The following is a 22,727-nucleotide window of genomic DNA, read 5'->3' as shown; positions in this document are numbered from 1 at the left end:
TGTCTCTGTGACGCGCGACTCGACTCGGCTTCTTCTGCTCCTCCCGGCACTGGCCGTCTTGACGGGGTGCAGCGTGCTCGGCATCCCTGAGTCCCTGGACGACGAAGCACTGGGGCAGATCTCTGATCGCATCTCCGACGTGCAGGACGGTCTGGATGCGAGCGTCCGCGCCGATGCCAAGCCGTGCGAGGGCCTGTGCCAACGCATCTTCGTCGACCTGACACCACGGACGCCGGACTACACCGCCGTCGACATCGCGCTGGCGATCCATGAGGCCGACACTGCTCTCGAAGAGCGGTCGATCTCGGCGTTCGAGTACTGCTTCCACTCGAACAGCTGGGACCTCGCAGACGCCCAGTACCTCGACGCGCTTCTCCTCGAGATCCCGGCTCTCGGTTACGTCGACGCGTTCCGCGATGAGGAACAGAGCCGGCCGCTCTACGACTGCCGTTCGTTCGCGGCCATCGATGCTCGCGACCTCCTGGAGTCCTTCCTCGCCGAAGAGGGCGCACCGGGATTCTGATCGGCGCCGGCCTGCTCCTGTTCTCGATGATCCGGTGACGCGATAGGAAATCAGCGGCCCCACGCGTCGCAGCAGGCAGAATGACAGCATGAGCGACGCCGATCCCGACGCCCACCTCCTCGGACCAGGACTCCTGCCGACCCCGTTCACGGCGGACGAGATCCGCCGTGCGACCGGCGGCGGCAAGACCATCCGGATCGAGGTCGAGAACCCGGACGGGACGCGGACGATCCGCGTGAACAAGTTCCGCGAGACGGATGCCGAAGGCGCCACCCTCGATCGCTGGACGGCCGGTCCGACGGGGATCGTCGACGGCGAGATCACCAGCAGCCGCGTCGCGTGGACCGACCTGCAGCGGCACGCCGCCTTCCCGTCCGATCGCACGGTGCTCTCGACCGAAGCGCTCGACCTGCCGATCGGCAGGGTGGACTGCCTGCGCTACGACGTACGCGAGACCCCGGATGCCGAGCCTGCCACGTTCTGGTTCTCGGTCGCTCACCCAGGGATGCCGGTGCGATTCGAGACGGCGCTGGACGACGGCATCCAGCGCACCACTGTCATCGCGATCGCGTGGGGCTGACCCGGCTACGCTGGTGCCGATCGCGACCGATCCGATCCAGACCGAGGGGGACCCATGCCCACAGCCGACGCCGCCAATCGGCTCCTGCAGCACGCCAAGGACGCCCGCACGCGCGGCGACGTGCTGCTGCATCTGCAGTTGGACGTGAGCCTGCTCACGGGCGAGTCTTCGTCGTGGGGATCGGCCGGCAACATGATGTCGACGGATGACACCGTCGGGTACTTCCTCGGCGAGGTCGAGAAGATCGGCTGGCGTCTCGAGCACACCGGGTACACGTTCGTGGAGAGCGGAGCGACGACCTCCGCGCGCATCTTCGGCACCGGCGAGGGCGTCGTCAATCACGGCGCCGTGGCCGGCTATTACACGTTCCGCCGCGCCTGATCCGGCGCGCCCGAGTCGCACCCCGCGCGCGGCTACGCTCGAAGGATGACGATCACCGCCGCCGCAGACGGCTCCGCGCTGGGCAACCCGGGTCCCAACGGCTGGGCCTGGTACATCGACGACGCGAACTGGGCGGCGGGCGGCTCGCCGCACGGCACCAACAACCAGGGCGAGCTGCAGGCCGTGCTCGAACTCCTGCGCGCCACGGCCGGCACGGACGAGAAGCTCGTCATCGAGTGCGACAGCAAGTACGTCATCGACTCGATCACCAAGTGGATGCCGGGGTGGAAGCGCCGCGGCTGGCGCAAGTCGGACGGCGGCCCCGTGCTCAACCGCGACCTCATGGAGGCGCTGGATGAGGCGATGCGCGGGCGCGACGTGTCGTTCTCGTGGGTGAAGGGGCACGCCGGGCACGCTCTGAACGAGGCCGCCGACGAACGTGCGAACGCCGCGGCGAAGGCGTATCAGGCGAAGATCGAGCCGCGCCGCGGACCGGGCTTCACCCGCGCGACGGATGCCGGGGCCGCCGTCGCTGGTGCAGCGGCGATCGTTTCGGGCGCGACGAGCCCGGCATCCGGCGCGGACGCGACGCACTCCGCCCCGCCTCGAGAACCGGCGCGCGCCACCGCCGTCGACACCGCGGCGGCAGCCGCGGCATCCGCTCCGTCCCCTGCCGCGGCGGCTTCGCTGGCCGCGCCGCTGTGGGCCGAGGCATCCGATCTGCTCGCGGGGCTCGACTCCCCCGCGGTCGACGCGATCGAGCTGCGCATCTCTCTCACGCCGGACGAGCACGCGCGTCTGCGCGACCGCGCCGACGCACAGGGTGTGTCGTTGGAAGAGGCGCTGCGCCGCCTGATCTGACGCCCGCCACGGCCCGACGCGGTCACCGCACGGCGATGACACCACCGGCGAGCCAGCGCACGTCGTGGAACCCGCGCGCGGACAGCACCTCCGCCGCTCGCCGGGCCCGCCCACCCGAGGCGCACACGGTCACGACCGGATCCGTCCGGTCGAGATCGTCCAGCGCGGCTGCCGCCACATCGGCCAGCGGAATCCGCAGCGATCCTGCCAGGATCCCGTCCGTCTCGGCAGGTTCGCGGACATCGATCACGATCGGAACGCGAACGCCGGCGAGTTCGGCGGCGAGCGCCGATGGCGTCACCGCGGGAGGCGCGATCTCCGGATCGACGGGTGAAACCGGCGGCGCCTCCACGGCATCCGATCGGGATCCGGGATCACCGGTCGATCCGGAGCCGAGCCCCGGGTCCGCCACGACCTCGAGCGTGCGCCAGGTCGCATCCGACGCGTCGAAGAGCATCAGCCGACCGATCAGGGGCGCACCGATGCCGGTGATGAGCTTGACGGTCTCGGCGGCCATCAGCGCACCGATCGCATGGCACACCATGCCGAGCACGCCGCCGGTCGCACACGTTCCCGCCTCGTCGGGCACGTCGGGATGAAGGTCGCGATAGCCGGGGCCGTGCGGCGGCCAGAACACGGCGACCTGACCGGCGAAACCGAGCACCGCGCCCCACACGGTCGGGATGCCGCGTCGCTCGGCGGCGTCCGCGACGACGTACCGCGTGGCGAAATTGTCCGAGCCGTCGACCACGATGTCGTAGTCGCCGAAGAGGCGCTCGGCGTTCGACGCGCTCAGCCTCGCCCGGTGCTCGCGCACCTGCACGTCCGGGTTGATCTCGCGCATCGCCTCGGACGCGGAGGACGTCTTCGCCCGGCCGAGATCGCCGGTCCCGTGCAGCAGCTGCCGGTGCAGATTGGCGACCTCGACGACATCGTCGTCGACGATCCCGATCGTCCCGACGCCGGCACCGGCGAGCGCTGCCAGCACCGGGGTCCCGAGGCCGCCCGCACCGATCACGAGCACGCGGGCGGCCGCGAGACGGCTCTGACCGATCTCGCCGAACCCCGGTAGCGCGATCTGCCGCGCGTACCGGGTGCGGGCGGCGACGTCGAGCGCTCCGCCCGGCGCGATGAGTGGACCGCTCACAGATCCGGCCGCCCGATCATCGGCGACGATGCGAGAGCGTGCTCGCGGCGCGGAATCCGCCCGGACCGCGCCGCCAGGCGTCCGCCGATCACCGCGTGGCGGAACGCCTCCGCCATCCGCGCCGGGTGGTCGGCGCGCGTGATCGCGGTGGCCAGCAGCACCGCATCGCAACCGAGTTCCATGGCGAACGCGGCGTCCGAGGCCGTTCCTATGCCGGCATCCAGCACCACCGGCACGGACGCGCGCGACACGATCAGTTCGATGTTGTGCGGGTTCAGGATGCCGAGCCCGGTGCCGATCGGCGCCCCCAGCGGCATGACGGCTGCGGCTCCCAACTGTTCGAGCCTCAGCGCCAGCGCGGGGTCGTCGTTCGTGTACGCGAACACCGAGAAGCCTCGCTGCACGAGCTGCTCGGTCGCGTCCGCGAGTTCGATGGCGTCCGGCAGGAGCGTGTCCTCGTCCGCGATCACCTCGAGCTTGATCCAGTCGGTCTCGAACGCCTCGCGGGCGAGTTCGGCAGTGAGCACCGCCTCGCGGGCGGTGAAGCATCCGGCCGTGTTCGGCAGCAGACGGATGCCGCGCTCGGCGATCATCGGATACAACGCGGTTCCCTCGCCAGGGCTGAAGCGTCGGACGGCGACCGTGGTCAGTTCTGTGCCGCTGGCGACGAGGGCGTCGTCCAGGTCGGCGAGGCTCTCGGCTCCGCCGGTGCCCATGATGAGCCGCGAGCCGAGCACGACCCCCGCCACCTCGAACGGGTCGTCGATCACGTCAGCCACCCTGCACCGCCGTGAGGACCTCGACCTCGTCGCCGTCGGTCAGCGCCGCATCGCCCCAACGGCTCCGCGGGACGACGACGGCGTTGACCGCGACCGCGATGCCGAGCGGTGATCCGTCTGTCGCGGTGCCGTCCGGGCCGATGTCTCGCCCGATGAGCTCGGCGACCAGGTCGGTCACGGTGCCGGCGGCCTGGGCTGGCGCGCCGTTGAGCAGGATGTCGGTCATGACGTCTCCAGGGTTTCGAGCGGGTGAGGAATGAGGGGTGCCGGGGTGAACCGATCGGGCCGGAAGTCCTCCAGCGAGGGCGGCGCGACGCCTTCGACGAGCCCCGCGACCATGGCCGCGGTGATCGGCGCCAGCATCACACCGTGGCGTCCGAATCCGGTCGCCATGATCAGGCCAGGACCGACTCGCCCGAGCAGTGGTGCGTTGTCCGGCGTCACCGGACGCGCACGCGCGGTGGCTTCGCGCAACGACAGCTCGAGGACAGCGGGGACGACCTCGGCGGCATCCCGCAGCAGTTCGTACACGCCGCCGGCCGACACCTCGCCGCCGCCGTGCTCGCGTTGCGTCGCGCCGATCACGACCGTCCCGTCGAGGCGAGGCACGAGATACACCGAGGAGCCTCGGACCTGCGCGCGCACGGTGTGCGCGAGGAAGGGCCGCAACCGCTCCGGCACAGTCAGGCGCAGGATGTCGCCGTACACCGGCCGCATGCGCGGGTCGATCGGCAGACCGCAGAGGTCCGCCGCGCCGAGCGCGGCCGCCACCACGACCTCCTGCGCCGCGACCATCGCACCGTCGGCGAGGTCGGCCCCCGTGACGCGCGAAGCAGCATCCCCCGGGAGGATGTGCCGGATGCCGGCCACCCGCGCCCGGATCACGCGGTCGCCGAGCACCGCCCGCAACCGCGCCGCCAACGCACGCGGATCGATGCGGTGCTCGTGCACCCGGCGCACCGCAGACACGCGCGGCCTCAGTAGCGGCTCGAGGCGTCTGGCCTCGCGCGTCGTGAGTGTTTCGATTTGCTCCGGATGCCGCGCGGTCACGTCGTCCAGCATCCGACGATCGGCGTCGTCGACCGCGACGAGCAGCGTCGCGGCATCCTCGTAGCCGCACGCGCCCTGGAGCGTCGCGACGAAAGCTGGATATCGGGATGCCGACGCCACGGCCAGCGCGTGCAGCGCGGGTTCGGTGAGCCGCTCTTCGCTGATCGGAGCGATCATGCCCGCTGCGGCATATGTCGCGCCGGATGCCGGCGACGGATCGATGATCCGCACGTCGCGGCCGGCACGCACGAGCTCCCACGCGATCGCGAGGCCGATCACGCCGGCGCCGATCACCACGACATCCGCGTGCGCGGATACACTCGCCGGGTGATCCTCTCGAACACCCAGCTGTACCTCTGCACCGACGCCCGCCGCGACCGTGGAGACTTCGCCGACTTCGTCGACGCCGCCTTCTCGGGCGGGGTCGACGTCATCCAGCTGCGCGACAAGCGGCTCGAGGCGGCCGAGGAGCTGGAGTTCCTGGGCATCCTGCGCGAGGTCGCCGAACGGCACGACCGGCTCTGGGCCGTCAACGATCGCGCCGACATCGCCGCCACCGCGGCATCCCCCGTGCTGCACCTCGGACAGGGCGACCTCCCGCGCCCTGACGCGCGACGGATCGTCGGCGACGGTGTCGCGCTCGGGCTCTCGACCCACGACGCCGCCCAGCTGCATGCCGCGCGAGCCGAGACCGATCTCGGCTACTTCTGCGTCGGTCCGGTGTGGGCCACGCCGACCAAGCCGGGGCGCCCCGGCGTCGGTCTCGAGCTCGTGCGCGCGGCGGCGGAGGCCGATGTCCGCGACGGCGCCGTGCTCCCGTGGTTCGCGATCGGCGGGATCGATCACCGTACGGTCGACGAGGTCGCGGATGCCGGGGCGCACCGGATCGTGGTCGTCCGCGCCATCACCGAGGCGGACGACCCCGCCGACGCAGCGCGACGGCTGCGCGGGCGGCTGCCCGAACTCGCCTGACATCGGCCGTCAGCCGCGCAGCGATGCAGGGCCGTGTTCTTCGTCGTGATAGTGCGCGAGAGCGCGCACGCCGATGGGGGTGCTCACAAGAGTCCTACTTCCTACGCCGGCATTACCCGGACAGGTTCGACGGTCGCAGGCAGCATCAGCCAGATCTCAGCCCGTGCTCGGGCACCCGTGTGGTCGGGACGATGCTAGCAGAGCCGTCCCCGTCGGCTGTCGCCCTACGCGGTCGCCGGCTCGTCGACGACGACGCGCGTCCGCGGCAGCGCCTCCGGGTGCTCCTGCTGCAGCCAGGTCATCAGCCGCTCGCGCACCTCGCATCGCAGATCCCACTGGTCCGACGAGTCCTTCGCCGACATCACGAACCGCACCGTGACGTTGCCGCCGACGGCGTCTGTGACGACCGCGCCGGCCGAGCGACGATCCCACGCCGGCGACGCTTCGACGATCTCGAGGAACTTCTCGCGCACAGCATCCATCGGCACTCGCCAGTCCAGTTCCAGGTAGACCGTCCCGAGGATCTTGTCCGAGTGGCGCGTCCAGGTCTCGATCGGGGTGGTCGTGAAGTAGCTGCAGGGCACGACGAGCCGGCGCTCGTCCCAGATGTAGACGACGACGTACGACAGGTTGATCTCGCCGATCCTGCCCCACTCGCCTTCGACAACGACAACGTCTCCGACGCGGATCGCGTCGGTGAAGGCGATCTGGATGCCGGCGATGAGGTTCCCGAAGATCGACTGAGCAGCGAGGCCGGCGATGATGCTGACGATACCGGCCGACGCGAGCAGGCTGGTGCCGACGACGCGCAATTCGGGGAATGTGAACAGGGCGGTGCCGACGGCGGCGACGCCGATGAACACCAGCACGAGCCGGTGGATCACGATGACCTGGGTGCGACGACGGCGCATGTCGGCCCCGACGAGCGTGGTGTCGTTGCGCAGAAGCAGGCGCTCGAAGCCGAACGACACGAGGGCGGCGATCAGCCAGGCACCGAAGAGGATCGTGAGGATCAGGAAGAGCCGGGACAATCCCGGCCACCACTGCTCCCCCACCGGCTGAGTGATCGCGCAGGCGATCCAGAGGGCGACGACCGTGCTGACTGCGGCCCACGCGCGGCGGACGCGGCGATCCAGGTCGGCGACCCAGGGCACTTTGCGGCTCACGATAATCGCGATGAGGCGCAGGGCGACCACTGCGGCGACGGCGGCGAGCAGAGCGATGACGATGGCGATGGCTGTTCCGGTCCAGGAGGTCCAATCGATCATCGGTTCACCGTACGTCGGTGCGGGTGCGCGATGCGAGCCCGTCGACGCGGCGTGGCCGGCGCGTACACTCGCATCATGTCGTCTCCCGCGCGGACCATCGGCCGCCTTTTCCTCGGATCCGCGCTCGTCTTTGCGGGCGTCTCGCATCTCACGTTCGCCCGCGACGAGTTCCAGGCGCAGGTGCCGGAATCCGTTCCCCTCGACCCGGACACGACCGTGGTCGCGTCCGGTGTCGTGGAGGTCGGTCTGGGGGCCGCGCTGCTGCTGGCCCGTCAGCGCCGCCGGCTCGTCGGCACCATCGCGGCGCTCTTCTTCATCGCGGTCTTCCCCGGGAACGTGGCCCAGTGGATGCATCACCGAGACGGGTTCGGTCTCGATACCGACATGAAGCGGTTCGTGCGGCTGTTCTTCCAGCCGGTGCTCGTCGTCCTCGCGCTCTGGTCGACCCGGTCACCCCGCGACTGACCGTGGGCCGGCAGTCCGACGGCCGCGGACGCAGCGATCGGTCGCCCCGCGCAGGGGACGACCGATCACTGATCCGTGCAGGTCAGACGGTGAGCAGCGTGCTCTCCAGTCGCGCGTACGACGCCTCCATGCCGTCGGCCATGCCGGTGGCGAGGATCATGTCGCGGGTGTCCTTGTCGGGGTACTCGATGAACACCGTGATCAGGGTGGCACCGTCCTCCTCGTAGAGGTTGAGATCGTTGAGGACCTCGGTGGTCTGGCCCTGCATCCGCTCGGTCGTGACCTCGCGCCGCGGCGGGTCGATCACCAGCATCTCGCCCTCGAAGCCGAACGGTTCGCCCTCGGTGTCGCCGACCGGAGCCCACGACATCCGATAGGAGGCGCCGACCTCGGTGGCGATGACGTTCTCCGTCATCTCCCAGCCGCCGGGGCCCAGCATCCACTGCTCGACCAGCTCCGGGTCGTGGTACGCGCGCCAGACGAGCTCGCGCGGGCCGTTGACGAGCCGCGTGATGCGGACGTGCGTGTCGTCGAGCAGCTCGACCTGCGTGCCCTTGCCCTGTGCATACTCGCGGAGGTCCTGCAGCACGACGTCCAGCTGCGACATCGCCAGCTTCAGACCCTCGACCATGCCCATTCCGACGAGCTGCTCGAGCGCCTCGGCCGAGGGGAAGTGGCTCGTGGTCACCATCCGGGTGCCGTCGTCGGTCGGCGTGAACTCGAAGGTCATCCGTGTCGCGGGCGGCTCTTCGACCGGCGCGCCGTTCTCGTCCGCGAAGCTGTCCAGCACCTCGAAACGGTGCGGCTCCTCGATCGCGAGGAACTCCCACAGGCCGGCCGGCGTCTCGCCGTGCGGGCCGTTCATCCGGTAGTGCGCGCGCCCGCCGACCGTGTGGTCCCAGGCGGTGAAGGTCGCCGGCCATCCTGGGGGACCCCAGAAGCGCTCGAGCTGACGCGGGTCGCTGTAGGCGTCCCAGAGGCGTTCGACCGGGGCGGCGAAGTCCGCGATCACGGTCATGGTCAGGTTGTCTGCGTCGGTGATGACGTCGGTGACGGGCATGATCAATCTCCTTCGGTTGGTGCAGTGTCGGATGCCGGCTCGGCCAGCAGGTCGTCGAGGCGGGCGACGCGCGCCCGCCAGAGTTCTTCGTATCGGGCGAGGAGCACCCTGGCACGGGCGATCATCGCGGGGTCGGCACGGACGAGCCGCTCGCGTCCTTCGGCGCGCTTGACGATGAGATGCGCGGCCTCGAGCACGGCGACATGCTTCTGGACGGCCGCGAACGACATCTCGTATTCGGCGGCGAGTGCCGAGACGGACTGCTCCTGCTGGATCGTCCTGCGCAGGATGTCACGTCGCGTCGACGTCGCCAGTGCGTGGAACACACGGTCGATCTCCGCTTCGCTCAGTTCTGTTTGTGCAACCATTTGGTTGTACGTTATGGCAGAGCGGATGCCGTGTCAAGAGGTTTCTTGTCGGACGTGTTGGAGACTGGATCGATGACCCCGAAGATCCCGTCGTTCGCACCGAACGTCGACCACCGTGACGTCGAGCACTTCTTCACCGCCGCCGGATGGTCACGGATCGGCGCCGGAGACTGGGCGATCGCGCTGCTCTCACCGGATGGCCGGACGGTCGCACGCATCAGCCCGTTCGATCCGACCGGGCCGTACACCGCCGAGCTCTACCGTCGCGCCGAGCACACCCTGCTCGTGCCGCGGCTGTTCGCGCACCACCGGCTCATCGGCGGCGGAGACCTCATGCTCATGGAGCGCCTGCACCCCGTCGACCCCGCCGACGCCGCCGGGCTTCACCGCCTCATCGCGGACGAGGACGAGAGCGTCGCCGAGCTCACCGGCATCCTGCGGGAGATCCATGCGCGCGCCCTCGCCGAGCTGCCGTGGTGCGGGCCGATCGACGAGAACCCGTCGAACGTCGTGCGCGGATCGGACGGCCGGCTCGTCCTGACCGACCCGTTCTACGCCGACGGCCCGGCGCTCTACGCGACGGCCGGTTCGGATCCGGATGCCGTCGTCGCCCGCATCCCGGAGGACCAGCGGCGCTTCATGACCGAGATCCCGCTGGCCGCCTCCGGTCCGTGGGACGCCGCGGATCGCGAGGCGATGCGGGCCGACCTCGCCGCGGCCGACGCGCGGAGCTGATCCACCCGGTGGCGGTTGCCTCCCCACGGCCCGGCATTCGGCATCCGGGACAGATGTCAGGACGACGCCCGTATGCCGGGCGAAACAGGCCCGAATCTCCCGACATCCGAGAATTCTCCCGACATCCGTCCCCGCGTTCAGCCGCGCGCGGGCCGCTTCTCCAGCACACCGGCGAGCGCGAACGCGACGAGCCCCGCGATCGGGGCGACCAGGAGCCCCGCCTGCAGACTGAACGTCTCGGCGATGAAGCCGACGAACGGCGGTGACAACAGGAATCCGAGCCGCAGCAGCCACGACACCACCGTCAGTCCGGCACCGTGCCGCAGCCCCGGCAGTTCGTCGGCAGCGTGCATTGCGGCCGGGATGAGCGTCGCGATGCCGAATCCGACGGCGGCGAATCCGGCGATCGTCCCCGGCACGCTCGGGAAGGCCAGGGCGAAGCCCATGCCGACCGCGGCGATGAGACCGCCGACCCTCGCGACGGCACGCTGGCCGAAGCGGTCGACCAGTCCATCGCCGAGGAGCCGCCCGATGAACTGCGCACCCACGAGCGCGATGAAGCCCAGCGAGGCGATCGCGGCGGGTGCCCCGAGCGATTCGGACAGATAGAGCGTGGCCCACGTGTTGCCCGCGTCCTCCGCGACGGCGCCGGCCATCGCGATCAGCGTGAGGGCGACGAGCATCCAGATCGTACGCGGGCTGACGCCGCGGCGCACGGCGCCCTGGATCTCCGGCACGTCGGCGACGGCATCCTCGGTCGTCTCCTCGTCACGGCCGGGGAGGCAGAACCTCAGAGCGACGAGGGCGACGATCGCGAACAGGGCCGTCGAGATCGACAGATGGATGCCGACCGGGATGTGCAGGGCGATCGCACCCGCAGCCATCGCGCCGCCGAGGACCGCACCGATCGACCAGATCGCGTGGAAGGAGTTGATGATCGAGCGGCCGTAGCGCTTCTGCACGCGAAGGCCGTGCGCGTTCTGCGCGACGTCCGTGATGGCATCCGACGCCCCGCCGAGGAAGAGGGCCAGGGCGAACAGCACCGCCGATGGCGCGAAGGCCGCGAACAGCAGTCCGAGGCCGGTGAGCACCGTGCCGACCACGGCGACCCGCGCCGAACCGATCCGCCGGATCAGGACCGCGGCCGCGAGACCGGCGACGATCGCGCCGGCGGGAAAGGCTGCGACCGAGACACCGTACGCGATGTTGTCGAGCTCGAGCGCGGCCTTGATCTCGGGGTAGCGCGGCAGGATGTTCGCGAACAGGGCGCCGTTGGTGAGGAACAGCGCAGAGACCGCGATGCGGGCACGCCGAGTCGCGAGGTCCGGGCGGGGCGCGGAAGTCATGCGTACAAGCGTACACGTGACGGCGCACCACAGAATTCACAGTTCCCCCTCGAGCGCAACCGCTTCGCCGTCGCGCCACCCGCCGCCTACGCTCGGGACATGACCGAGCTCACTCAGCCCACCGGCCGCGAGAGCGCCTTGCGCGCCCTCCCCCGCGAGGACGGCAGCGCTCCTCGGGCGCTCGTGCTCGGCGCGACGGGGTACATCGGCGGGCGCCTGACTCCCCGCCTGCTGAACGCCGGCTACCGGGTGCGGGTGCTCGCGAGGGATGCCGCCCGCGCCGCGTCCTTCCCCTGGGGGTCGGAGTGCGAGATCGTCGAGGGCTCTGCAGACGAGACGGATGCCGTGCGCACCGCCATGGACGACATAGACGTCGTCTACTACCTCATCCACTCGATGGGTGCCGGGAAGGGTTTCGAGGACGCCGACCAGCGCGCCGCGACGACGATCGCGCAGGCAGCGAAGGATGCCGGAGACCGCCGGATCGTGTATCTCGGCGGTCTGCATCCGGACGACGTGAAGCTTTCGCCACACCTGCGCTCCCGCGTCGAGGTCGGCGAGATCCTCCTCGACTCAGGGGTGCCGACGCTCGTGCTGCAGGCGGGTGTCGTCATCGGGTCCGGTTCGGCGTCATTCGAGATGATCCGGCACCTGACCGAGGTGCTGCCTTACATGCCGGCGCCGAAGTGGGTGCGCAACCGCATCCAACCGATCGCGATCCGCGACGTCCTGCACTATCTGCTGGGTGCAGCGCACGTCAGCGACGAGGTGAATCGCACGGTGGACATCGGCGGCCCGGACGTGCTGCGGTACGGGCAGATGATGAACGGGTACGCCGTCGAGGCCGGGCTTCCCCAGCGCGGCATCGCCGCACTCCCCGTGCTGACGCCCGAGCTGGCATCGCACTGGGTGAACCTCGTCACACCGGTGCCCCGTTCGATCGCGCGTCCCCTCGTCGCCTCCCTGCAGAACGAGTGCGTCGTCAAGAACGACGACATCGACGCGCTCATCCCGCCGCCGGACGGCGGCCTCACCCCGTATCGGACGGCGGTCCGCCTCGCGCTCGGACGCGTCGACGCCGACAGCGTCGAGACGAGCTGGCAGGATGCCGAGATCTCCGGAGCCCCGAGCGACCCGCTGCCCAGTGACCCGGATTGGGCCGGCCGCACCGTGTTCACCGATCAGCGCACCCTGCAGACGAAGGCGTCGGTGGACCAGCTGTGGCGCGTGATCGTCGGCATCGGCGGCGAGAACGGCTGGTATTCGTCACCGTTCCTCTGGGCCGTGCGCGGCTGGATGGACCGGCTGATGGGCGGGGTCGGTCTGCGTCGCGGACGCCGCAGCCGCAGCCGCGCGCGGATCGGGGACGCGATCGACTTCTGGCGGGTCGAGGCGGTCGAGGAGCCGGATGCCGAGACCGGCGGCCTGCTGCGGCTGCGCGCCGAGATGAAGGTCCCCGGATCCGCCTGGCTGGAGCTGCGGGCGGTGCCGGATGCCGAGGGCGCCCGCTACGAACAGCGGGCGATCTTCTTCCCGCGCGGGCTGACCGGGCGGCTGTACTGGTTCGCCGTCCTGCCGTTCCACGGATCGATCTTCGCCGGTATGGCTGCCCGGATCACGGGTGCGGCGGAGGGCGCGAAGGCGGAGGCCGAGCCAGCTCCCGACTGATAGCGTTCGGGCATGCCGGATCCCGCACTCTCCGTGACCGTGACCTCGCTGTGGTTCAGCATGGCGCTGCTCTCCGCAGGCTATGCGCGCACGCGCAACCGATCGGCGTGGAACTGGTTCTTCTCGACGCTGATCCTCGGTCCGATCGCGGTTTTCCTGCTCGTGGTCTGGCCGCCGGTCGAACTGCGAGAGAAGGTGCGCGTGCAGGCGTCGACCAGTGGAGACGCCCCGACCGCAGACATCGACCGCGGCTAGGTCCGCCGCCGCCCGCCGAACAGCGCGTGCAGCAGCGGCAGCGCCGAGACCCCGATCAGGATCCAGCCGAACACCGGCGCGGTCGCCAGCATCAGTGCACCGCCGACCACCAGGGCCATGAACAGCACGGCGGAGATGACGCGCCTGCCGATGCCGACGAGGACGTCGAGGCGCCGCTCGAGCCGGGACGTGTCGAACGACAGAGTGCCGCTGTCGGCGCGGGAGATGACGTCGTCGAGCCGCTTCGGCAGTCGCCACAGGATGCCGGCATTCGCCGCCGCCTGGCGACTGAAGTCCTGCACGAGGTTGCCTCCCTCGTCCTGGAGCAGCTTCGCCGCGTAGGGCTCGACCGGATCCCAGATGTTGAAAGCAGGGTCGAGCGCACTGCACAGCCCCGATGTCAGCGAGACGGCGCGGATGAGTAGCAGCAGGTTCTCGGGCAGCTGCACCGGGAGCTCTCGCACGGTGTCGGTGAACTCCGTCGCGAAGCCGGTGAATTCGCTCGGGTCGACATGGCGCAGCTCGGCGAAGCCCATGCCGCCGAAGCGGGCGAACAGGACGGTCAGCGCCCGTTCCAGTTCTCGCGTGTCGGCGGACGGCAGCAGCACGCCGATCTCCTGTGCTGCGGCGACGAGGCCCTTGCTGTCGCGACCGGCGACGGCGATCACGAGTGTGCGGAGACCGGCGCGCAGGCTGTCGGGAACGGACGTCATCATCCCGAAGTCGACGAACGTGAGGCGCCACGCCAAGCCGTCGGCATCCGAGGGCAGTGGCGTCACGAAGATGTTCCCGGGGTGCGGATCCGCATGCACGAACCCGTGCGTGAAGACCTGATCGAGCATGACGTCGGCGAACACGTTCGCGACATCGGTCGGGTCGATCCCCGCGGCGCGCAGCGCCACCGTGTCGTTGATCTTGATCGCCGTGACATCCGACAGCGTGAGCACGCGGCGGGTGCTGCGCTCCCAGACGACCTCCGGGGCGGAGACGCGCGGGTCAGCGGCGAAGTCCGCCGCGAACCGTTCGGCGCCGGCGGCCTCGTGCAGGTAGTCGATCTCCTCGCGGCAGGTCTGGGCGAACTCCTCGACGAGCGCCGGCGCGTCGACACGGTTCGAGACCAGCCGGACGCGGCTCGCCCAGCGCGCGACCCGCCGCAGCGCGGCGAGGTCGGTCGCGACGATCCCGTCGATGCCCGGGCGCTGCACCTTGACGACGACGTCGTGCAGCCCGGTGTCTTCGGCATCCTGATCCGACAGACGGGCACGATGCGCCTGGCCGAGGGATGCCGCGGCGAGCGGCACCTCATCGAACCAGGCGTAGGCGCGGGTCAGCGGCACGCCCAGCTCGGCCTCGGCGAGTGCGCGGATGTCGGCGAACGCGACCGCGGGGACCTCGTCCTGAAGCCCTTCGAGCTCAGCGGTGATCTCGGGCGGCAGGACGTCGAGGCGCGACGACATGAACTGTCCGACCTTGATCATGAGTCCGCCGAGCTCGACCGCGAGCGCGTGGAAACGGCGGGCGAAGCGCTGCATCCGGGCCGCACGCGAACGTTCCGCGCGCGAAGCGAGGCCGAAGCGCGGGAGGACGAGCTCGTTCCACCAGACGATCAGGAACTCGCGGGCCGCGAAGCCGACGATGCGGCGATAGCGGGCGCGGTGCTCCGGCACCCCCTGCTCGGCCTCCTCCGCGAACGGCGCCGCAGGCGCAGGCGCCTGCGCCGATACGCTCTCGCCCACGGCATCCGACGTCGAATCCATGCGCGCTCCGATCAGCTGTCGGCGAGGATCGCGTACAGCTTACGTCGTGCATCGTCGAGGACGTCCACCGCCTTCTGGACCTGGTCGGGAGTCCCGGTGCGGGCGACCTGGGCGGCGACGCCGGCGAGCTCCATGCCGGCCTTGGGCAGCGCGGTGAGGTTCGCGGCGGTGCGTCCGGCGAAGGCCTCCCACGGGGCGGGCTTGTCAGCGGCCGCCTCCGACTCGGCGATTCCCGCCTCGGTGAGCGAGTAGGTCTTGCGACCGCTCTGCTCCTCGGCGGTGATGAGGCCCTCGTCGGCGAGCAGCTGCAGGGTCGGGTAGACCGATCCGGCGCTGGGCTTCCAGGCGCCGCCGGTGCGGTCGGAGATCTCGCTGATGATCTGGTAGCCGTGCATGGGCTGCTCGGCGAGCAGAGCGATGACGGCGGCGCGAACGTCGCCCCGTGCCATGCGCGACGCGCCACCCGGGCGCTGCTGCTCGAAGGTCTGCCGGAACTGCTCGAACGCGTCGAAGATCGACGCTCCGGGGCCGTTGGGACCGAAGCCGAAACCGCCGGTGGGGAATGAACCGTTCATGATGCCTCCTCGTAGGTGAGCGATAGTCAACGATATATCGTTAATCACGCTGCCGAAAGGGGAAGCCCCGGTTCGCAGGCACTTCCCAGATCGAACGATTAACGATAGATTCCTATTGTTCTTCGATGAGAGGGCGGAACCATGGGAAACGTGACCATCGTGGTGCTGAAGGTCGTGATCGCCCTGGCACTGCTGGGATCCGTGGCGGTGCAGGCGCTCATCGTGCCGGCGTTGTGGCTCGACCTGGCCGGCGAGGAGCTCTGGGGGCGCATCGCCTTCGTGTGCATCGCCGTGCTCGGCATCCTGACGATGCAGGTCTTCGCCGTGTCGGTCTGGATGCTGCTGACGAAGGTGCGGCGCGGATCGATCTTCTCGGCATCCTCGTTCGGATGGGTGAATGCGATCGTCGCGTCGTTCGCGGTCGCCGCTGTGCTCGCACTGGCACTGGCGATCCTGCTGGCACCGGGGTCGATGGCGCCCGGCCTGGTCGGCCTGATCTGCGGAGCGGCGCTGGTTCTCGGCGGGATCGCGCTGCTCGTCGTCGTCATGAAGGCGCTGCTGCGTCAGGCGATCGCCAGGGAGGACGAAGCACAGGCGCTGCGAACCGAGCTGGGCGAGGTGATCTGATGCCCGTGATCGTCGACATCGACGTCATGCTGGCACGCCGCAAGATGGGCGTCGGCGAGCTGGCCGAGCGGATCGGCATCACGCCGACGAATCTCGCCGTGCTCAAGAACGGCCGGGCCAAAGCGGTGCGGTTCACGACCCTGGATGCGCTGTGCGAGGTGCTCGAGTGTCAACCGGGCGACCTGTTGCGCTGGGTTCCGGAGGAGTAGCAGCGCGCGCGAGCCCGAGTCGGATGCCGAGGCGCGCCGCCCCTAGGCGCAGGCCCCGATCGCTGCCCACGATCCGCGGACGTCCTCGCCGGGCTCAGTGCCACGGGTCCACCACTGCGCGAGGTACGTGATGTCGCCGTGCGAGACGGTGTCACCCGAGTCGTAGACGGCCGCGGCATCCCATCCGGCGACGCACGGGCTGACGGCGGGCCGCGCCTGGATCGGCCCGACCTCGACCCACGGGCTGCGCTTGACCACGGCTCCCGGCTCGGAGTCGCGCGTCCACCACTTCGCCTCGTACACGACGCCCTGGTGCTGCACGAGATCGCCGTCGTCGTAGACACCGCTCGGGTACCAGGCATCCGGACCGGGCTCACCCGTGACGGTCGGGAGCAGGGTGATGATGGTCGGCGAAGGATTCGCGGTCAACCGCGCGCCCGCATCGGCCGGGGCGGTATCCGTCAGTTCGAACAGGCGTCCCATGTCGATCGATCCGTCCTCGGCGATCCGCGGCAGGATCGTCGTGTCGGTCGAGACGAACCAGTCTGCACTCACCTGGGCGGGACGCCCGTCCGAAGCATCCGCCGTGGCGCCGTCGAAGTAGTTCGACGCGGCCGTCAGCAGCGAGGTGTCGGCCTGCTTGAGGCCGAGCACGTCGGCCTGCGGGTTCTGCCACGAGACGACGCCGGATGCCTCGTACGCCGTGGTCTTGGCATTCGTCTCGAGTCGCACACCCCGCTCGTTGCCGACCGAGGTCACTCCCTGCAGCCGGACGTCCGGCCCGGAGTTCGACGTCGCGCCCGTGCCGAGGTTGCCGAAGCTGATCGAGTTGCGCAGCAGGTGATCACCCGGGATCGACTCACCGCCGAGCTTGAAGCCGTTGCCCTCGCCGCGCAGGGTCGGGTTCTCGCTCAGGAAGCCGTTCGAGTAGGCGACCGAATCCTCGACGATCACGGTGCCGATCGGGCCGGTCGTCGACTTCGCGTACAGGTCCCAGCCGTCGTCGATGTTGTGGTGCGCGATGTTGTAGCGCAGCACGTTGCCCTCGCCGACGGTGAGCTTGACGCCGAAGCCGTCCGCGTCGTTGCCCCCAGGGTCGGCGTTGTGGTGCGACTCGGATGACAGCACGAGGTTGTGCGACGGCCACAAGGCGGGCTTCTCGGCGGAGGACCCGGAGATCTGGATGCCGGAGTCCGCGTTGTGATGCGACTCGACGCGCTCGATGACATTGTGGTGACCCTCGATGAGCATCGGCTTGGCCTTGTCGCGCGACCCGGTGATCTCGAGGTCGTGCACGTGCCACCAGTCGCCGCGGAGCACGAGCCCGCCATCCGGGGAGTCCTGCAGGTCGAGCACGGCGCGACCGCCGGGTTCGGACATCAGCGTGATGGGCTGCTCCGCGGTACCGCTGCGACCGCGGTCGATCTCGATACGGCGAGGGAGAGCGTACGTGCCGTCCGCGAGGACGATCTGCTGACCCGGCTGCGCGAATGCGACCGCGGTGTAGATGTCGAGCGGCTTCTCCGCTGTGCCAGCGCCATCCGCCGTACCGTTCGGCGCGACGCGGATCGACTGACCTGGGAGGCCGTACTCCTTCACCGTGATGATGACCTCGGTGTCGACCGGGTCGGTGGATTCGAGCTGCTCGTACTCCCCGAGCTGCGGCTGATCCGGGCCGGGCGTCGCCCGCGCGGTGAAGCGGTTCTCGCCGGGCTTCAGGGCGACGGTCGCGAGGGTCTGTTCGCCGGGCGCGAGGGGCAGTCCGTCGACGAGGACGGTGCCAGCGGCATCCAGAACCTGACCCGTGCCGTGGAAGTCGGCCACGAGCGGCAGGGCGATCTCGCGCTCGGGGGTCGTCGCCGTGACGTCGACCTTCAGGCTCGTGGGGATATAGGTGATCGGCCGTTCCTGCGCTGGGTCGTCGTCTGCGGGGGCGATCGTCGTGAAGTCCCACTCTGTGACGGTCACGACGATCTTGCGGGCGACGGCCATCCCGACGTAGAACTCGTCCGGGTTCTGCTGGAGCAGCATGGTCGGGTCGTACTCGATGACCTCGATGGGCTGCCCGTCCTGGTGCCAGATCGCGTGGAAACCGGTGTACGATTTGCGCAGCGTCAGCTCGTACACGTCACCGGTGGTGAACTTCGGGCCCGCGGCATCGGCCCGGTACGTCGGGTCGAACGCCTCCGAATGACTGCTGTCGCGGGCGCCGGCGGTGTTGTCGCTCGTGGCACCGGTGTATCCGCGCACGAAGCGCGCGCCGGGGGTTCCATCCTGGGTGCCGACCGGAGTGGAGTACCGGGTGATCATCGCGCCGGCGGAGTTGAAATACCGATCGGCGGAGGAGCCGGGGACGAGATCGTCGACCGCGATGATGCCGAAGCCGGACTGGTTGTCTTTCGTGGATGCATCGTCGACGCGGAAGGTCGCGTTGAGCGTGAAGTTCTCGGATGCCGGGTCGATCGCCGTGTAGAAGTACTGGAATCCGTCCTCAGAGGTGGCGATCTTGGTGCCGCTCGTCTTCGCGTCGAACGTGATCGTGCCGTCGCCGTTGTCGGTGATCGATCCGCCGGTGCCGGCGCCGGATCCGATCACGGCGCTCTGCCAGCGCAACGGGTCTGGCGCCGAGGCAGCCACGGGTGCGGGGCCGGCTGCGGCAGCTGCGGATGCTGCCGCGGTCGCGCCGGAGAACACGAGGGCGGTGGCGACGAATACGGCGGTGATCGCGCGAAGGCGCGGGGCTTTCAGGGGCAAGGCATCTCCTCATCGAGATTCCGGCGCCGGCTCACGGCGTGAGAAAGCGTTTTCTGAGGGTGAGCCTAGAGGGCGTCCGGATGCCTCGTCAAGCGTTTTCCGCGGCGCCTGGTGGTCCGAGATCAGGACGTTCGGCCCAGATCAGGACGATACAGACAGAAACGTCCTGTTCCGGGGCAACTGTCCTGATCTCGGCAGAGTCAGCGCGCCGCGAGCATCTCCGACAGTCGCGCGGCCTCGCCCTCGGCCATGGCATAGGTGTGCTCCGGCGCCGGATACGCCCCGCTGCGCACCTCATCGGCGTAGGCCGCGACACCCTCGATCGCAGAGCCGCGCAGGTCGGCGTATCGCCGCACGAACCGCGCCGCCGCTCCCCCGTGGATGCCGAGCAGATCATGGAACACCAGTACCTGCCCGTCCGTGTCCGCTCCGGCGCCGATCCCGATGACCGGGATCTCGATCAGCGGCATGAGCGCAGCGGTCACCTCGGCGGGCACGGCTTCGACGACGAGCATCGAGCATCCGGCATCCTGCAGCGCGAGGGCGTCCTCGATGACGGCGAGCGCGGCGTCGGCCGAGCGGCCCTGCGCGCGGTAGCCGCCGAGGGACGCGGCGGTCTGCGGGGTGAGGCCGACGTGTCCGACGACCGGAATCCCGGCCGAGACCAGCGCACGGGCGCGGTCGACCGACGTCCCTCCGCGCTCGATCTTGACGAGGTCGACGCCGGCCTCCTTCACGAAGCGGCGCGCGGTGGCGATCGCCTCGGCATCCGACGCCTCGTACGAACCGAACGGCAGATCGCCGACCAGCAGCGGGCGCTCGAGACCGCGACGGACCGCGCGGGTGAGCATGAGCATCTCGTCGACCGTGACCGGCACGGTCGAGTCGTAGCCGAGCACGGTCATCGCGGCGGAGTCGCCGACGAGCACGACGTCGACACCCGGAGCCTCGACGATCTGCGCACTGGGGAAGTCGTAGGCGGTCACCATGACGATCGGCGTGCCGGCATGCTTCGCGGCCGCCAGGTCGTTCAGTGTCAGGCGCTTCGCCGGGCCGGGATGCGCGCTCACGGAGCCACCAGCTCGCCGACCGCGTCGTCGACACGGACGATCGCGTTGGAGCGATCGACGTGCACGACGACCGGTTCGTACGACGCGAGGTCCTTGCGCGAATACTCGGCGTAGGAGATGACGATGATCGTGTCGCCGCCGTGCACGAGGCGCGCGGCGGCGCCGTTGACCTGGATGGCGCCGGATCCGCGCTCGCCTGTCAGCGTGTAGGTGACGAAGCGTGCGCCGTTGTTCACGTCGACGACATGCACCTGTTCGTGCGGCAGGATGTCGGCGGCCTCGAGCAGGTCGGGGTCGATCGTGATGGATCCGACGTAATTCAGGTCGCTGCCGGTGATGGTCGCGCGATGGATCTTCGACTTCAGCATGGTGCGTCGCATCAGGCGTCGCCTCTCGGTTCAGCGGAACGAAGGGTGTGGTTGTCGATCAGTCGGGCCGCACCCACGCGGGCGGCGACGGCGATCAGGGTGTCGCGTTCGGTGGTCACGACCGGCTCGAGGGTCTCGGCGTCGCGGAGTTCGAGGTACTCCGGGGAGACGTCGGCGTCCTCGAGGACCTCTGCGGCCGCAGCGCGGATCACCGCGGCATCCCGCTCCCCGGCGTCGTGGGCGGCGTGCGCGGCATCGAGTGCACGGCTGAGGGCTGTCGCCTGCGCGCGGGCATCCGGGTCGAGGTAGACGTTGCGCGAGCTCATCGCGAGTCCGTCGGGTTCGCGCACGATCGGGCAGGCTTCGATGCGCACGTCGAGGTTCAGGTCGCGCACGACCCGGCGGACGACGAGCACCTGCTGGGCATCCTTCTGTCCGAAGTAGGCGATGTCGGGCCGGACGATGCCGAGCAGCTTCGCGACGACGGTCGCGACACCGTCGAAGTGGTGGATGCCGCGGCTCGCGCCGTCCAGCACCTCGGTGACTCCGGCGACGTGGACCGTGGTGGCGAAGCCGTCCGGATAGATCTCGCCCGGTTCCGGGGCGAAGAGGAGGTCGACGCCTTCGGCTTCGGCGAGCGCCGCGTCGCGGGCTTCGTCACGCGGATAGGCGCTGAGGTCCTCGTTCGCCGCGAACTGCGTCGGGTTGACGAAGAGCGAGACGACGACGAGGTCGTTGCTCTTCCGGGCTTCGCGCATGAGGGAGAGGTGGCCCTCATGGAAGGCACCCATCGTGGGGACGAGGCCGACGGTCTGGTTGCTCGTGCGGGCGGCGGCGACGGCGTCGCGGACCTCGGCGATCGTGCGGAGGATCTTCATGGGGCCTCCTCCGTCGAACTACTCGCTCGTTGAGCGCCGTCATTCGTTCGTTGAGCGAGGGAGCCCGCCTTTTCCGCTCGTTGAGCGAGGGAGCGCAACGACCGAGTCGAAACGCCGTCACCCGAGGCATCGCCCGCACGCACGATCTCCTCCGTCGCCTCCGCGAGTGCGTCGAACAGCGTGTCGAGGTTCTCACGTTCCGCGGCATCCCGCTGCCGCTCCACCGTCGCGACGTCGCCGCGGACGATGGGTCCTGTCAGTGCGGCACGCGCTCCCCTGGCCTGCCAGTTGTCCACGCTCTGCCGCACGAGCGGAGCGAGCAGGTCGCGGGCATCGGAGACGCCGGCGGACCGAGCGAGGAGCTCTGCGGCATCCAGCAGGGTGAGCAGGTAGTTCGACGCGAAGGATGCCGCAGCGTGATAGCTCGCCCGGTGCGCATCGTCGATCTCGAAAGGGTGCGCGCCGAGGGCGCGGGCGAGTTCATCGGCCGTCGCGAGAGCCTCGGACGTCCGTCCGGCGATGGCGGCGCCGATGCCGTCGAAGACGTGGGGATCCTCCGTACCGGTGAAGGTCTGCAGCGGATGGATGCTGAAGTCGACGTCGTCCAGTCCGGTGGCGCCGGAGACGTGACCGACGAGTGCGTGCGGGCGGACGCGGCCGGCGGCCTCGGGGATTGCGGCATCCGGGACACAGATGATCGCGATGTCGACATCAGGGATGTCATCGTGCCGATCGAGAGGTCCGCGGACGTCGAATCCAGCGGCCCGAAGAGAACCGGCGAGCATGGTGCCGAGGCGGCCAGCGCCGAGGACGGCGATGGTCGCGCGTGGTGCGGGAAAGGGGGATTCCATGTCGATTCTCCGGCCGGGAACGGGCGGCGCGGATGCCGAAATTATCCGCCGACGGCGGCGGGTGCTCCAAATCAGGGAGCGAATTGCGAAGACACACTGCTTAGATGCTTGCGTTTTTGTTGATGCGCAGCAAATTTGGCTTTGCCTATCGCATTTCGTCGGATTCCGGTGCGCGCGTTG

26 protein-coding genes and 1 riboswitch are annotated in these 22,727 nt (G+C 69.7%); of the genes, 11 read left to right on the top strand and 15 right to left on the bottom strand.

All coding sequences use genetic code 11. The features are described 5' to 3' along the window. The first annotated feature begins 7 nt into the window (after window positions 1-7). The 4 genes from AC3ANJ_RS01765 (at window position 8) to AC3ANJ_RS01750 (ending at window position 2,345) form a co-directional block, all read left to right on the top strand. On the top strand, window positions 8-523 hold the full coding sequence (locus tag AC3ANJ_RS01765) for a hypothetical protein (protein WP_488317955.1): 516 nt from the start codon (window positions 8-10) through the stop codon (window positions 521-523). Between the two features lie 88 nt (window positions 524-611). Next, entirely contained in the window at window positions 612-1,103 is a 492-nt protein-coding gene (locus AC3ANJ_RS01760) for a DUF3108 domain-containing protein (RefSeq protein WP_488317954.1), read from the top strand. Window positions 1,104-1,157: 54 nt separating this feature from the next. Continuing rightward, window positions 1,158-1,484 carry a hypothetical protein gene (locus tag AC3ANJ_RS01755; RefSeq protein ID WP_406247379.1) on the top strand — a complete coding sequence of 109 codons (327 nt, stop codon included), beginning with the start codon at window positions 1,158-1,160 and terminating at the stop codon, window positions 1,482-1,484. 45 nt (window positions 1,485-1,529) lie between these two features. Continuing rightward, the gene (locus AC3ANJ_RS01750) at window positions 1,530-2,345 is read left to right on the top strand and encodes a ribonuclease H family protein (protein ID WP_488317953.1); all 816 of its coding nucleotides are present in this window, start codon (window positions 1,530-1,532) and stop codon (window positions 2,343-2,345) included. Between the two features lie 22 nt (window positions 2,346-2,367). Here AC3ANJ_RS01750 and AC3ANJ_RS01745 read toward each other — a convergent pair whose 3' ends face one another. From AC3ANJ_RS01745 to AC3ANJ_RS01730, 4 genes are read right to left on the bottom strand one after another with little or no spacing between them, the layout of a single operon-like run. Further along, window positions 2,368-3,492 carry a ThiF family adenylyltransferase gene (locus tag AC3ANJ_RS01745; RefSeq protein WP_488317952.1) on the bottom strand — a complete coding sequence of 375 codons (1,125 nt, stop codon included), beginning with the start codon at window positions 3,490-3,492 and terminating at the stop codon, window positions 2,368-2,370. Further along, window positions 3,489-4,208 (bottom strand): thiazole synthase, encoded by a 720-nt coding sequence (locus AC3ANJ_RS01740; RefSeq protein WP_488319207.1) that lies wholly within the window; start codon window positions 4,206-4,208, stop codon window positions 3,489-3,491. The genes AC3ANJ_RS01745 and AC3ANJ_RS01740 overlap by 4 nt, the downstream gene beginning before the upstream one ends. Before the next feature lie 55 nt (window positions 4,209-4,263). Continuing rightward, window positions 4,264-4,497 carry a sulfur carrier protein ThiS gene (gene thiS / locus AC3ANJ_RS01735; protein ID WP_488317951.1) on the bottom strand — a complete coding sequence of 78 codons (234 nt, stop codon included), beginning with the start codon at window positions 4,495-4,497 and terminating at the stop codon, window positions 4,264-4,266. Further along, on the bottom strand, window positions 4,494-5,615 hold the full coding sequence (locus AC3ANJ_RS01730; RefSeq protein WP_488317950.1) for an FAD-dependent oxidoreductase: 1,122 nt from the start codon (window positions 5,613-5,615) through the stop codon (window positions 4,494-4,496). The genes thiS and AC3ANJ_RS01730 overlap by 4 nt, the downstream gene beginning before the upstream one ends. Window positions 5,616-5,648: 33 nt before the next feature. On the opposite strand from AC3ANJ_RS01730, the gene thiE reads away from it, so the two are divergent. Then, window positions 5,649-6,293: a thiamine phosphate synthase gene (gene thiE / locus AC3ANJ_RS01725; protein WP_488317949.1), complete on the top strand. Its 645-nt coding sequence runs from the start codon at window positions 5,649-5,651 to the stop codon at window positions 6,291-6,293. Between the two features lie 81 nt (window positions 6,294-6,374). After that, a riboswitch (TPP riboswitch) is annotated at window positions 6,375-6,482 on the bottom strand. A gap of 35 nt (window positions 6,483-6,517) precedes the next feature. On the opposite strand, the gene AC3ANJ_RS01720 is transcribed toward thiE, so the two are convergent. Continuing rightward, on the bottom strand, window positions 6,518-7,561 hold the full coding sequence (locus AC3ANJ_RS01720; protein ID WP_488317948.1) for a mechanosensitive ion channel family protein: 1,044 nt from the start codon (window positions 7,559-7,561) through the stop codon (window positions 6,518-6,520). A 75-nt stretch (window positions 7,562-7,636) separates the two neighbouring features. Here AC3ANJ_RS01720 and AC3ANJ_RS01715 point away from each other — a divergent pair, with 75 nt between their 5' ends. After that, window positions 7,637-8,026, top strand: coding sequence for a DoxX family protein (locus tag AC3ANJ_RS01715; RefSeq protein ID WP_488317947.1), 390 nt, complete (start codon window positions 7,637-7,639; stop codon window positions 8,024-8,026). 82 nt (window positions 8,027-8,108) lie between these two features. On the opposite strand, the gene AC3ANJ_RS01710 is transcribed toward AC3ANJ_RS01715, so the two are convergent. Beyond that, complete coding sequence (locus AC3ANJ_RS01710; RefSeq protein WP_488317946.1) at window positions 8,109-9,086, bottom strand: SRPBCC family protein; 978 nt, start codon at window positions 9,084-9,086, stop codon at window positions 8,109-8,111. A 2-nt stretch (window positions 9,087-9,088) separates the two neighbouring features. Then, window positions 9,089-9,454, bottom strand: coding sequence for an ArsR/SmtB family transcription factor (locus AC3ANJ_RS01705; protein WP_488317945.1), 366 nt, complete (start codon window positions 9,452-9,454; stop codon window positions 9,089-9,091). Window positions 9,455-9,526: 72 nt separating this feature from the next. Here AC3ANJ_RS01705 and AC3ANJ_RS01700 point away from each other — a divergent pair, with 72 nt between their 5' ends. Further along, window positions 9,527-10,189: a hypothetical protein gene (locus AC3ANJ_RS01700; protein WP_488317944.1), complete on the top strand. Its 663-nt coding sequence runs from the start codon at window positions 9,527-9,529 to the stop codon at window positions 10,187-10,189. 137 nt (window positions 10,190-10,326) lie between these two features. On the opposite strand, the gene AC3ANJ_RS01695 is transcribed toward AC3ANJ_RS01700, so the two are convergent. Further along, a complete protein-coding gene (locus AC3ANJ_RS01695) occupies window positions 10,327-11,535 on the bottom strand; it encodes an MFS transporter (RefSeq protein WP_488317943.1) in 1,209 nt (402 codons plus the stop codon). Between the two features lie 99 nt (window positions 11,536-11,634). On the opposite strand from AC3ANJ_RS01695, the gene AC3ANJ_RS01690 reads away from it, so the two are divergent. Next, the gene (locus AC3ANJ_RS01690) at window positions 11,635-13,203 is read left to right on the top strand and encodes an SDR family oxidoreductase (RefSeq protein ID WP_488317942.1); all 1,569 of its coding nucleotides are present in this window, start codon (window positions 11,635-11,637) and stop codon (window positions 13,201-13,203) included. A gap of 12 nt (window positions 13,204-13,215) precedes the next feature. Beyond that, window positions 13,216-13,458, top strand: coding sequence for a hypothetical protein (locus AC3ANJ_RS01685; RefSeq protein WP_488317941.1), 243 nt, complete (start codon window positions 13,216-13,218; stop codon window positions 13,456-13,458). On the opposite strand, the gene AC3ANJ_RS01680 is transcribed toward AC3ANJ_RS01685, so the two are convergent. Then, window positions 13,455-15,215 (bottom strand): ABC1 kinase family protein, encoded by a 1,761-nt coding sequence (locus AC3ANJ_RS01680; RefSeq protein ID WP_488317940.1) that lies wholly within the window; start codon window positions 15,213-15,215, stop codon window positions 13,455-13,457. The genes AC3ANJ_RS01685 and AC3ANJ_RS01680 overlap by 4 nt on opposite strands. Before the next feature lie 11 nt (window positions 15,216-15,226). Further along, complete coding sequence (locus AC3ANJ_RS01675; protein ID WP_488317939.1) at window positions 15,227-15,790, bottom strand: PadR family transcriptional regulator; 564 nt, start codon at window positions 15,788-15,790, stop codon at window positions 15,227-15,229. 141 nt (window positions 15,791-15,931) lie between these two features. Between AC3ANJ_RS01675 and AC3ANJ_RS01670 the strand changes: the two genes are divergently transcribed. Both AC3ANJ_RS01670 and AC3ANJ_RS01665 read left to right on the top strand, forming a co-directional pair. Then, complete coding sequence (locus AC3ANJ_RS01670) at window positions 15,932-16,417, top strand: DUF2975 domain-containing protein (protein ID WP_488317938.1); 486 nt, start codon at window positions 15,932-15,934, stop codon at window positions 16,415-16,417. Beyond that, a complete protein-coding gene (locus AC3ANJ_RS01665) occupies window positions 16,417-16,626 on the top strand; it encodes a helix-turn-helix domain-containing protein (RefSeq protein WP_488317937.1) in 210 nt (69 codons plus the stop codon). The genes AC3ANJ_RS01670 and AC3ANJ_RS01665 overlap by 1 nt, the downstream gene beginning before the upstream one ends. Window positions 16,627-16,668: 42 nt before the next feature. Here AC3ANJ_RS01665 and AC3ANJ_RS01660 read toward each other — a convergent pair whose 3' ends face one another. From AC3ANJ_RS01660 to AC3ANJ_RS01640, 5 genes are all read right to left on the bottom strand, one after another. Beyond that, complete coding sequence (locus AC3ANJ_RS01660; protein ID WP_488317936.1) at window positions 16,669-19,380, bottom strand: right-handed parallel beta-helix repeat-containing protein; 2,712 nt, start codon at window positions 19,378-19,380, stop codon at window positions 16,669-16,671. Between the two features lie 200 nt (window positions 19,381-19,580). After that, on the bottom strand, window positions 19,581-20,450 hold the full coding sequence (panB, locus tag AC3ANJ_RS01655; protein ID WP_488317935.1) for a 3-methyl-2-oxobutanoate hydroxymethyltransferase: 870 nt from the start codon (window positions 20,448-20,450) through the stop codon (window positions 19,581-19,583). After that, entirely contained in the window at window positions 20,447-20,830 is a 384-nt protein-coding gene (panD, locus tag AC3ANJ_RS01650; protein WP_488317934.1) for an aspartate 1-decarboxylase, read from the bottom strand. Before panD ends, panB begins: the two co-directional genes overlap by 4 nt. Continuing rightward, entirely contained in the window at window positions 20,830-21,696 is an 867-nt protein-coding gene (gene panC / locus AC3ANJ_RS01645) for a pantoate--beta-alanine ligase (protein WP_488317933.1), read from the bottom strand. Before panC ends, panD begins: the two co-directional genes overlap by 1 nt. Beyond that, a complete protein-coding gene (locus AC3ANJ_RS01640) occupies window positions 21,693-22,547 on the bottom strand; it encodes a Rossmann-like and DUF2520 domain-containing protein (protein WP_488317932.1) in 855 nt (284 codons plus the stop codon). The genes panC and AC3ANJ_RS01640 overlap by 4 nt, the downstream gene beginning before the upstream one ends. Between the last annotated feature and the right edge of the window lie 180 nt (window positions 22,548-22,727).

The sequence above is a fragment of the Microbacterium sp. STRO-1N genome (genome assembly GCF_057748015.1).
This window is presented reverse-complemented; position numbering and strand designations above follow the sequence as displayed.

What these genes read in the sequence shown, in the direction of transcription:
- AC3ANJ_RS01760 (WP_488317954.1), top strand. Translation starts at nt 612, where the DNA reads ATGAGCGACGCCGATCCCGACGCCCACCTCCTCGGACCAGGACTCCTG.
- AC3ANJ_RS01755 (WP_406247379.1), top strand. Translation starts at nt 1,158, where the DNA reads ATGCCCACAGCCGACGCCGCCAATCGGCTCCTGCAGCACGCCAAGGAC.
- AC3ANJ_RS01750 (WP_488317953.1), top strand. Translation starts at nt 1,530, where the DNA reads ATGACGATCACCGCCGCCGCAGACGGCTCCGCGCTGGGCAACCCGGGT.
- AC3ANJ_RS01740 (WP_488319207.1), bottom strand. Translation starts at nt 4,208, where the DNA reads ATGGGCACCGGCGGAGCCGAGAGCCTCGCCGACCTGGACGACGCCCTC.
- thiS (WP_488317951.1), bottom strand. Translation starts at nt 4,497, where the DNA reads ATGACCGACATCCTGCTCAACGGCGCGCCAGCCCAGGCCGCCGGCACC.
- AC3ANJ_RS01720 (WP_488317948.1), bottom strand. Translation starts at nt 7,561, where the DNA reads ATGATCGATTGGACCTCCTGGACCGGAACAGCCATCGCCATCGTCATC.
- AC3ANJ_RS01715 (WP_488317947.1), top strand. Translation starts at nt 7,637, where the DNA reads ATGTCGTCTCCCGCGCGGACCATCGGCCGCCTTTTCCTCGGATCCGCG.
- AC3ANJ_RS01710 (WP_488317946.1), bottom strand. Translation starts at nt 9,086, where the DNA reads ATGCCCGTCACCGACGTCATCACCGACGCAGACAACCTGACCATGACC.
- AC3ANJ_RS01705 (WP_488317945.1), bottom strand. Translation starts at nt 9,454, where the DNA reads ATGGTTGCACAAACAGAACTGAGCGAAGCGGAGATCGACCGTGTGTTC.
- AC3ANJ_RS01700 (WP_488317944.1), top strand. Translation starts at nt 9,527, where the DNA reads ATGACCCCGAAGATCCCGTCGTTCGCACCGAACGTCGACCACCGTGAC.
- AC3ANJ_RS01695 (WP_488317943.1), bottom strand. Translation starts at nt 11,535, where the DNA reads ATGACTTCCGCGCCCCGCCCGGACCTCGCGACTCGGCGTGCCCGCATC.
- AC3ANJ_RS01690 (WP_488317942.1), top strand. Translation starts at nt 11,635, where the DNA reads ATGACCGAGCTCACTCAGCCCACCGGCCGCGAGAGCGCCTTGCGCGCC.
- AC3ANJ_RS01685 (WP_488317941.1), top strand. Translation starts at nt 13,216, where the DNA reads ATGCCGGATCCCGCACTCTCCGTGACCGTGACCTCGCTGTGGTTCAGC.
- AC3ANJ_RS01680 (WP_488317940.1), bottom strand. Translation starts at nt 15,215, where the DNA reads ATGGATTCGACGTCGGATGCCGTGGGCGAGAGCGTATCGGCGCAGGCG.
- AC3ANJ_RS01675 (WP_488317939.1), bottom strand. Translation starts at nt 15,790, where the DNA reads ATGAACGGTTCATTCCCCACCGGCGGTTTCGGCTTCGGTCCCAACGGC.
- AC3ANJ_RS01670 (WP_488317938.1), top strand. Translation starts at nt 15,932, where the DNA reads ATGGGAAACGTGACCATCGTGGTGCTGAAGGTCGTGATCGCCCTGGCA.
- AC3ANJ_RS01665 (WP_488317937.1), top strand. Translation starts at nt 16,417, where the DNA reads ATGCCCGTGATCGTCGACATCGACGTCATGCTGGCACGCCGCAAGATG.
- panD (WP_488317934.1), bottom strand. Translation starts at nt 20,830, where the DNA reads ATGCGACGCACCATGCTGAAGTCGAAGATCCATCGCGCGACCATCACC.
- panC (WP_488317933.1), bottom strand. Translation starts at nt 21,696, where the DNA reads ATGAAGATCCTCCGCACGATCGCCGAGGTCCGCGACGCCGTCGCCGCC.
- AC3ANJ_RS01640 (WP_488317932.1), bottom strand. Translation starts at nt 22,547, where the DNA reads ATGGAATCCCCCTTTCCCGCACCACGCGCGACCATCGCCGTCCTCGGC.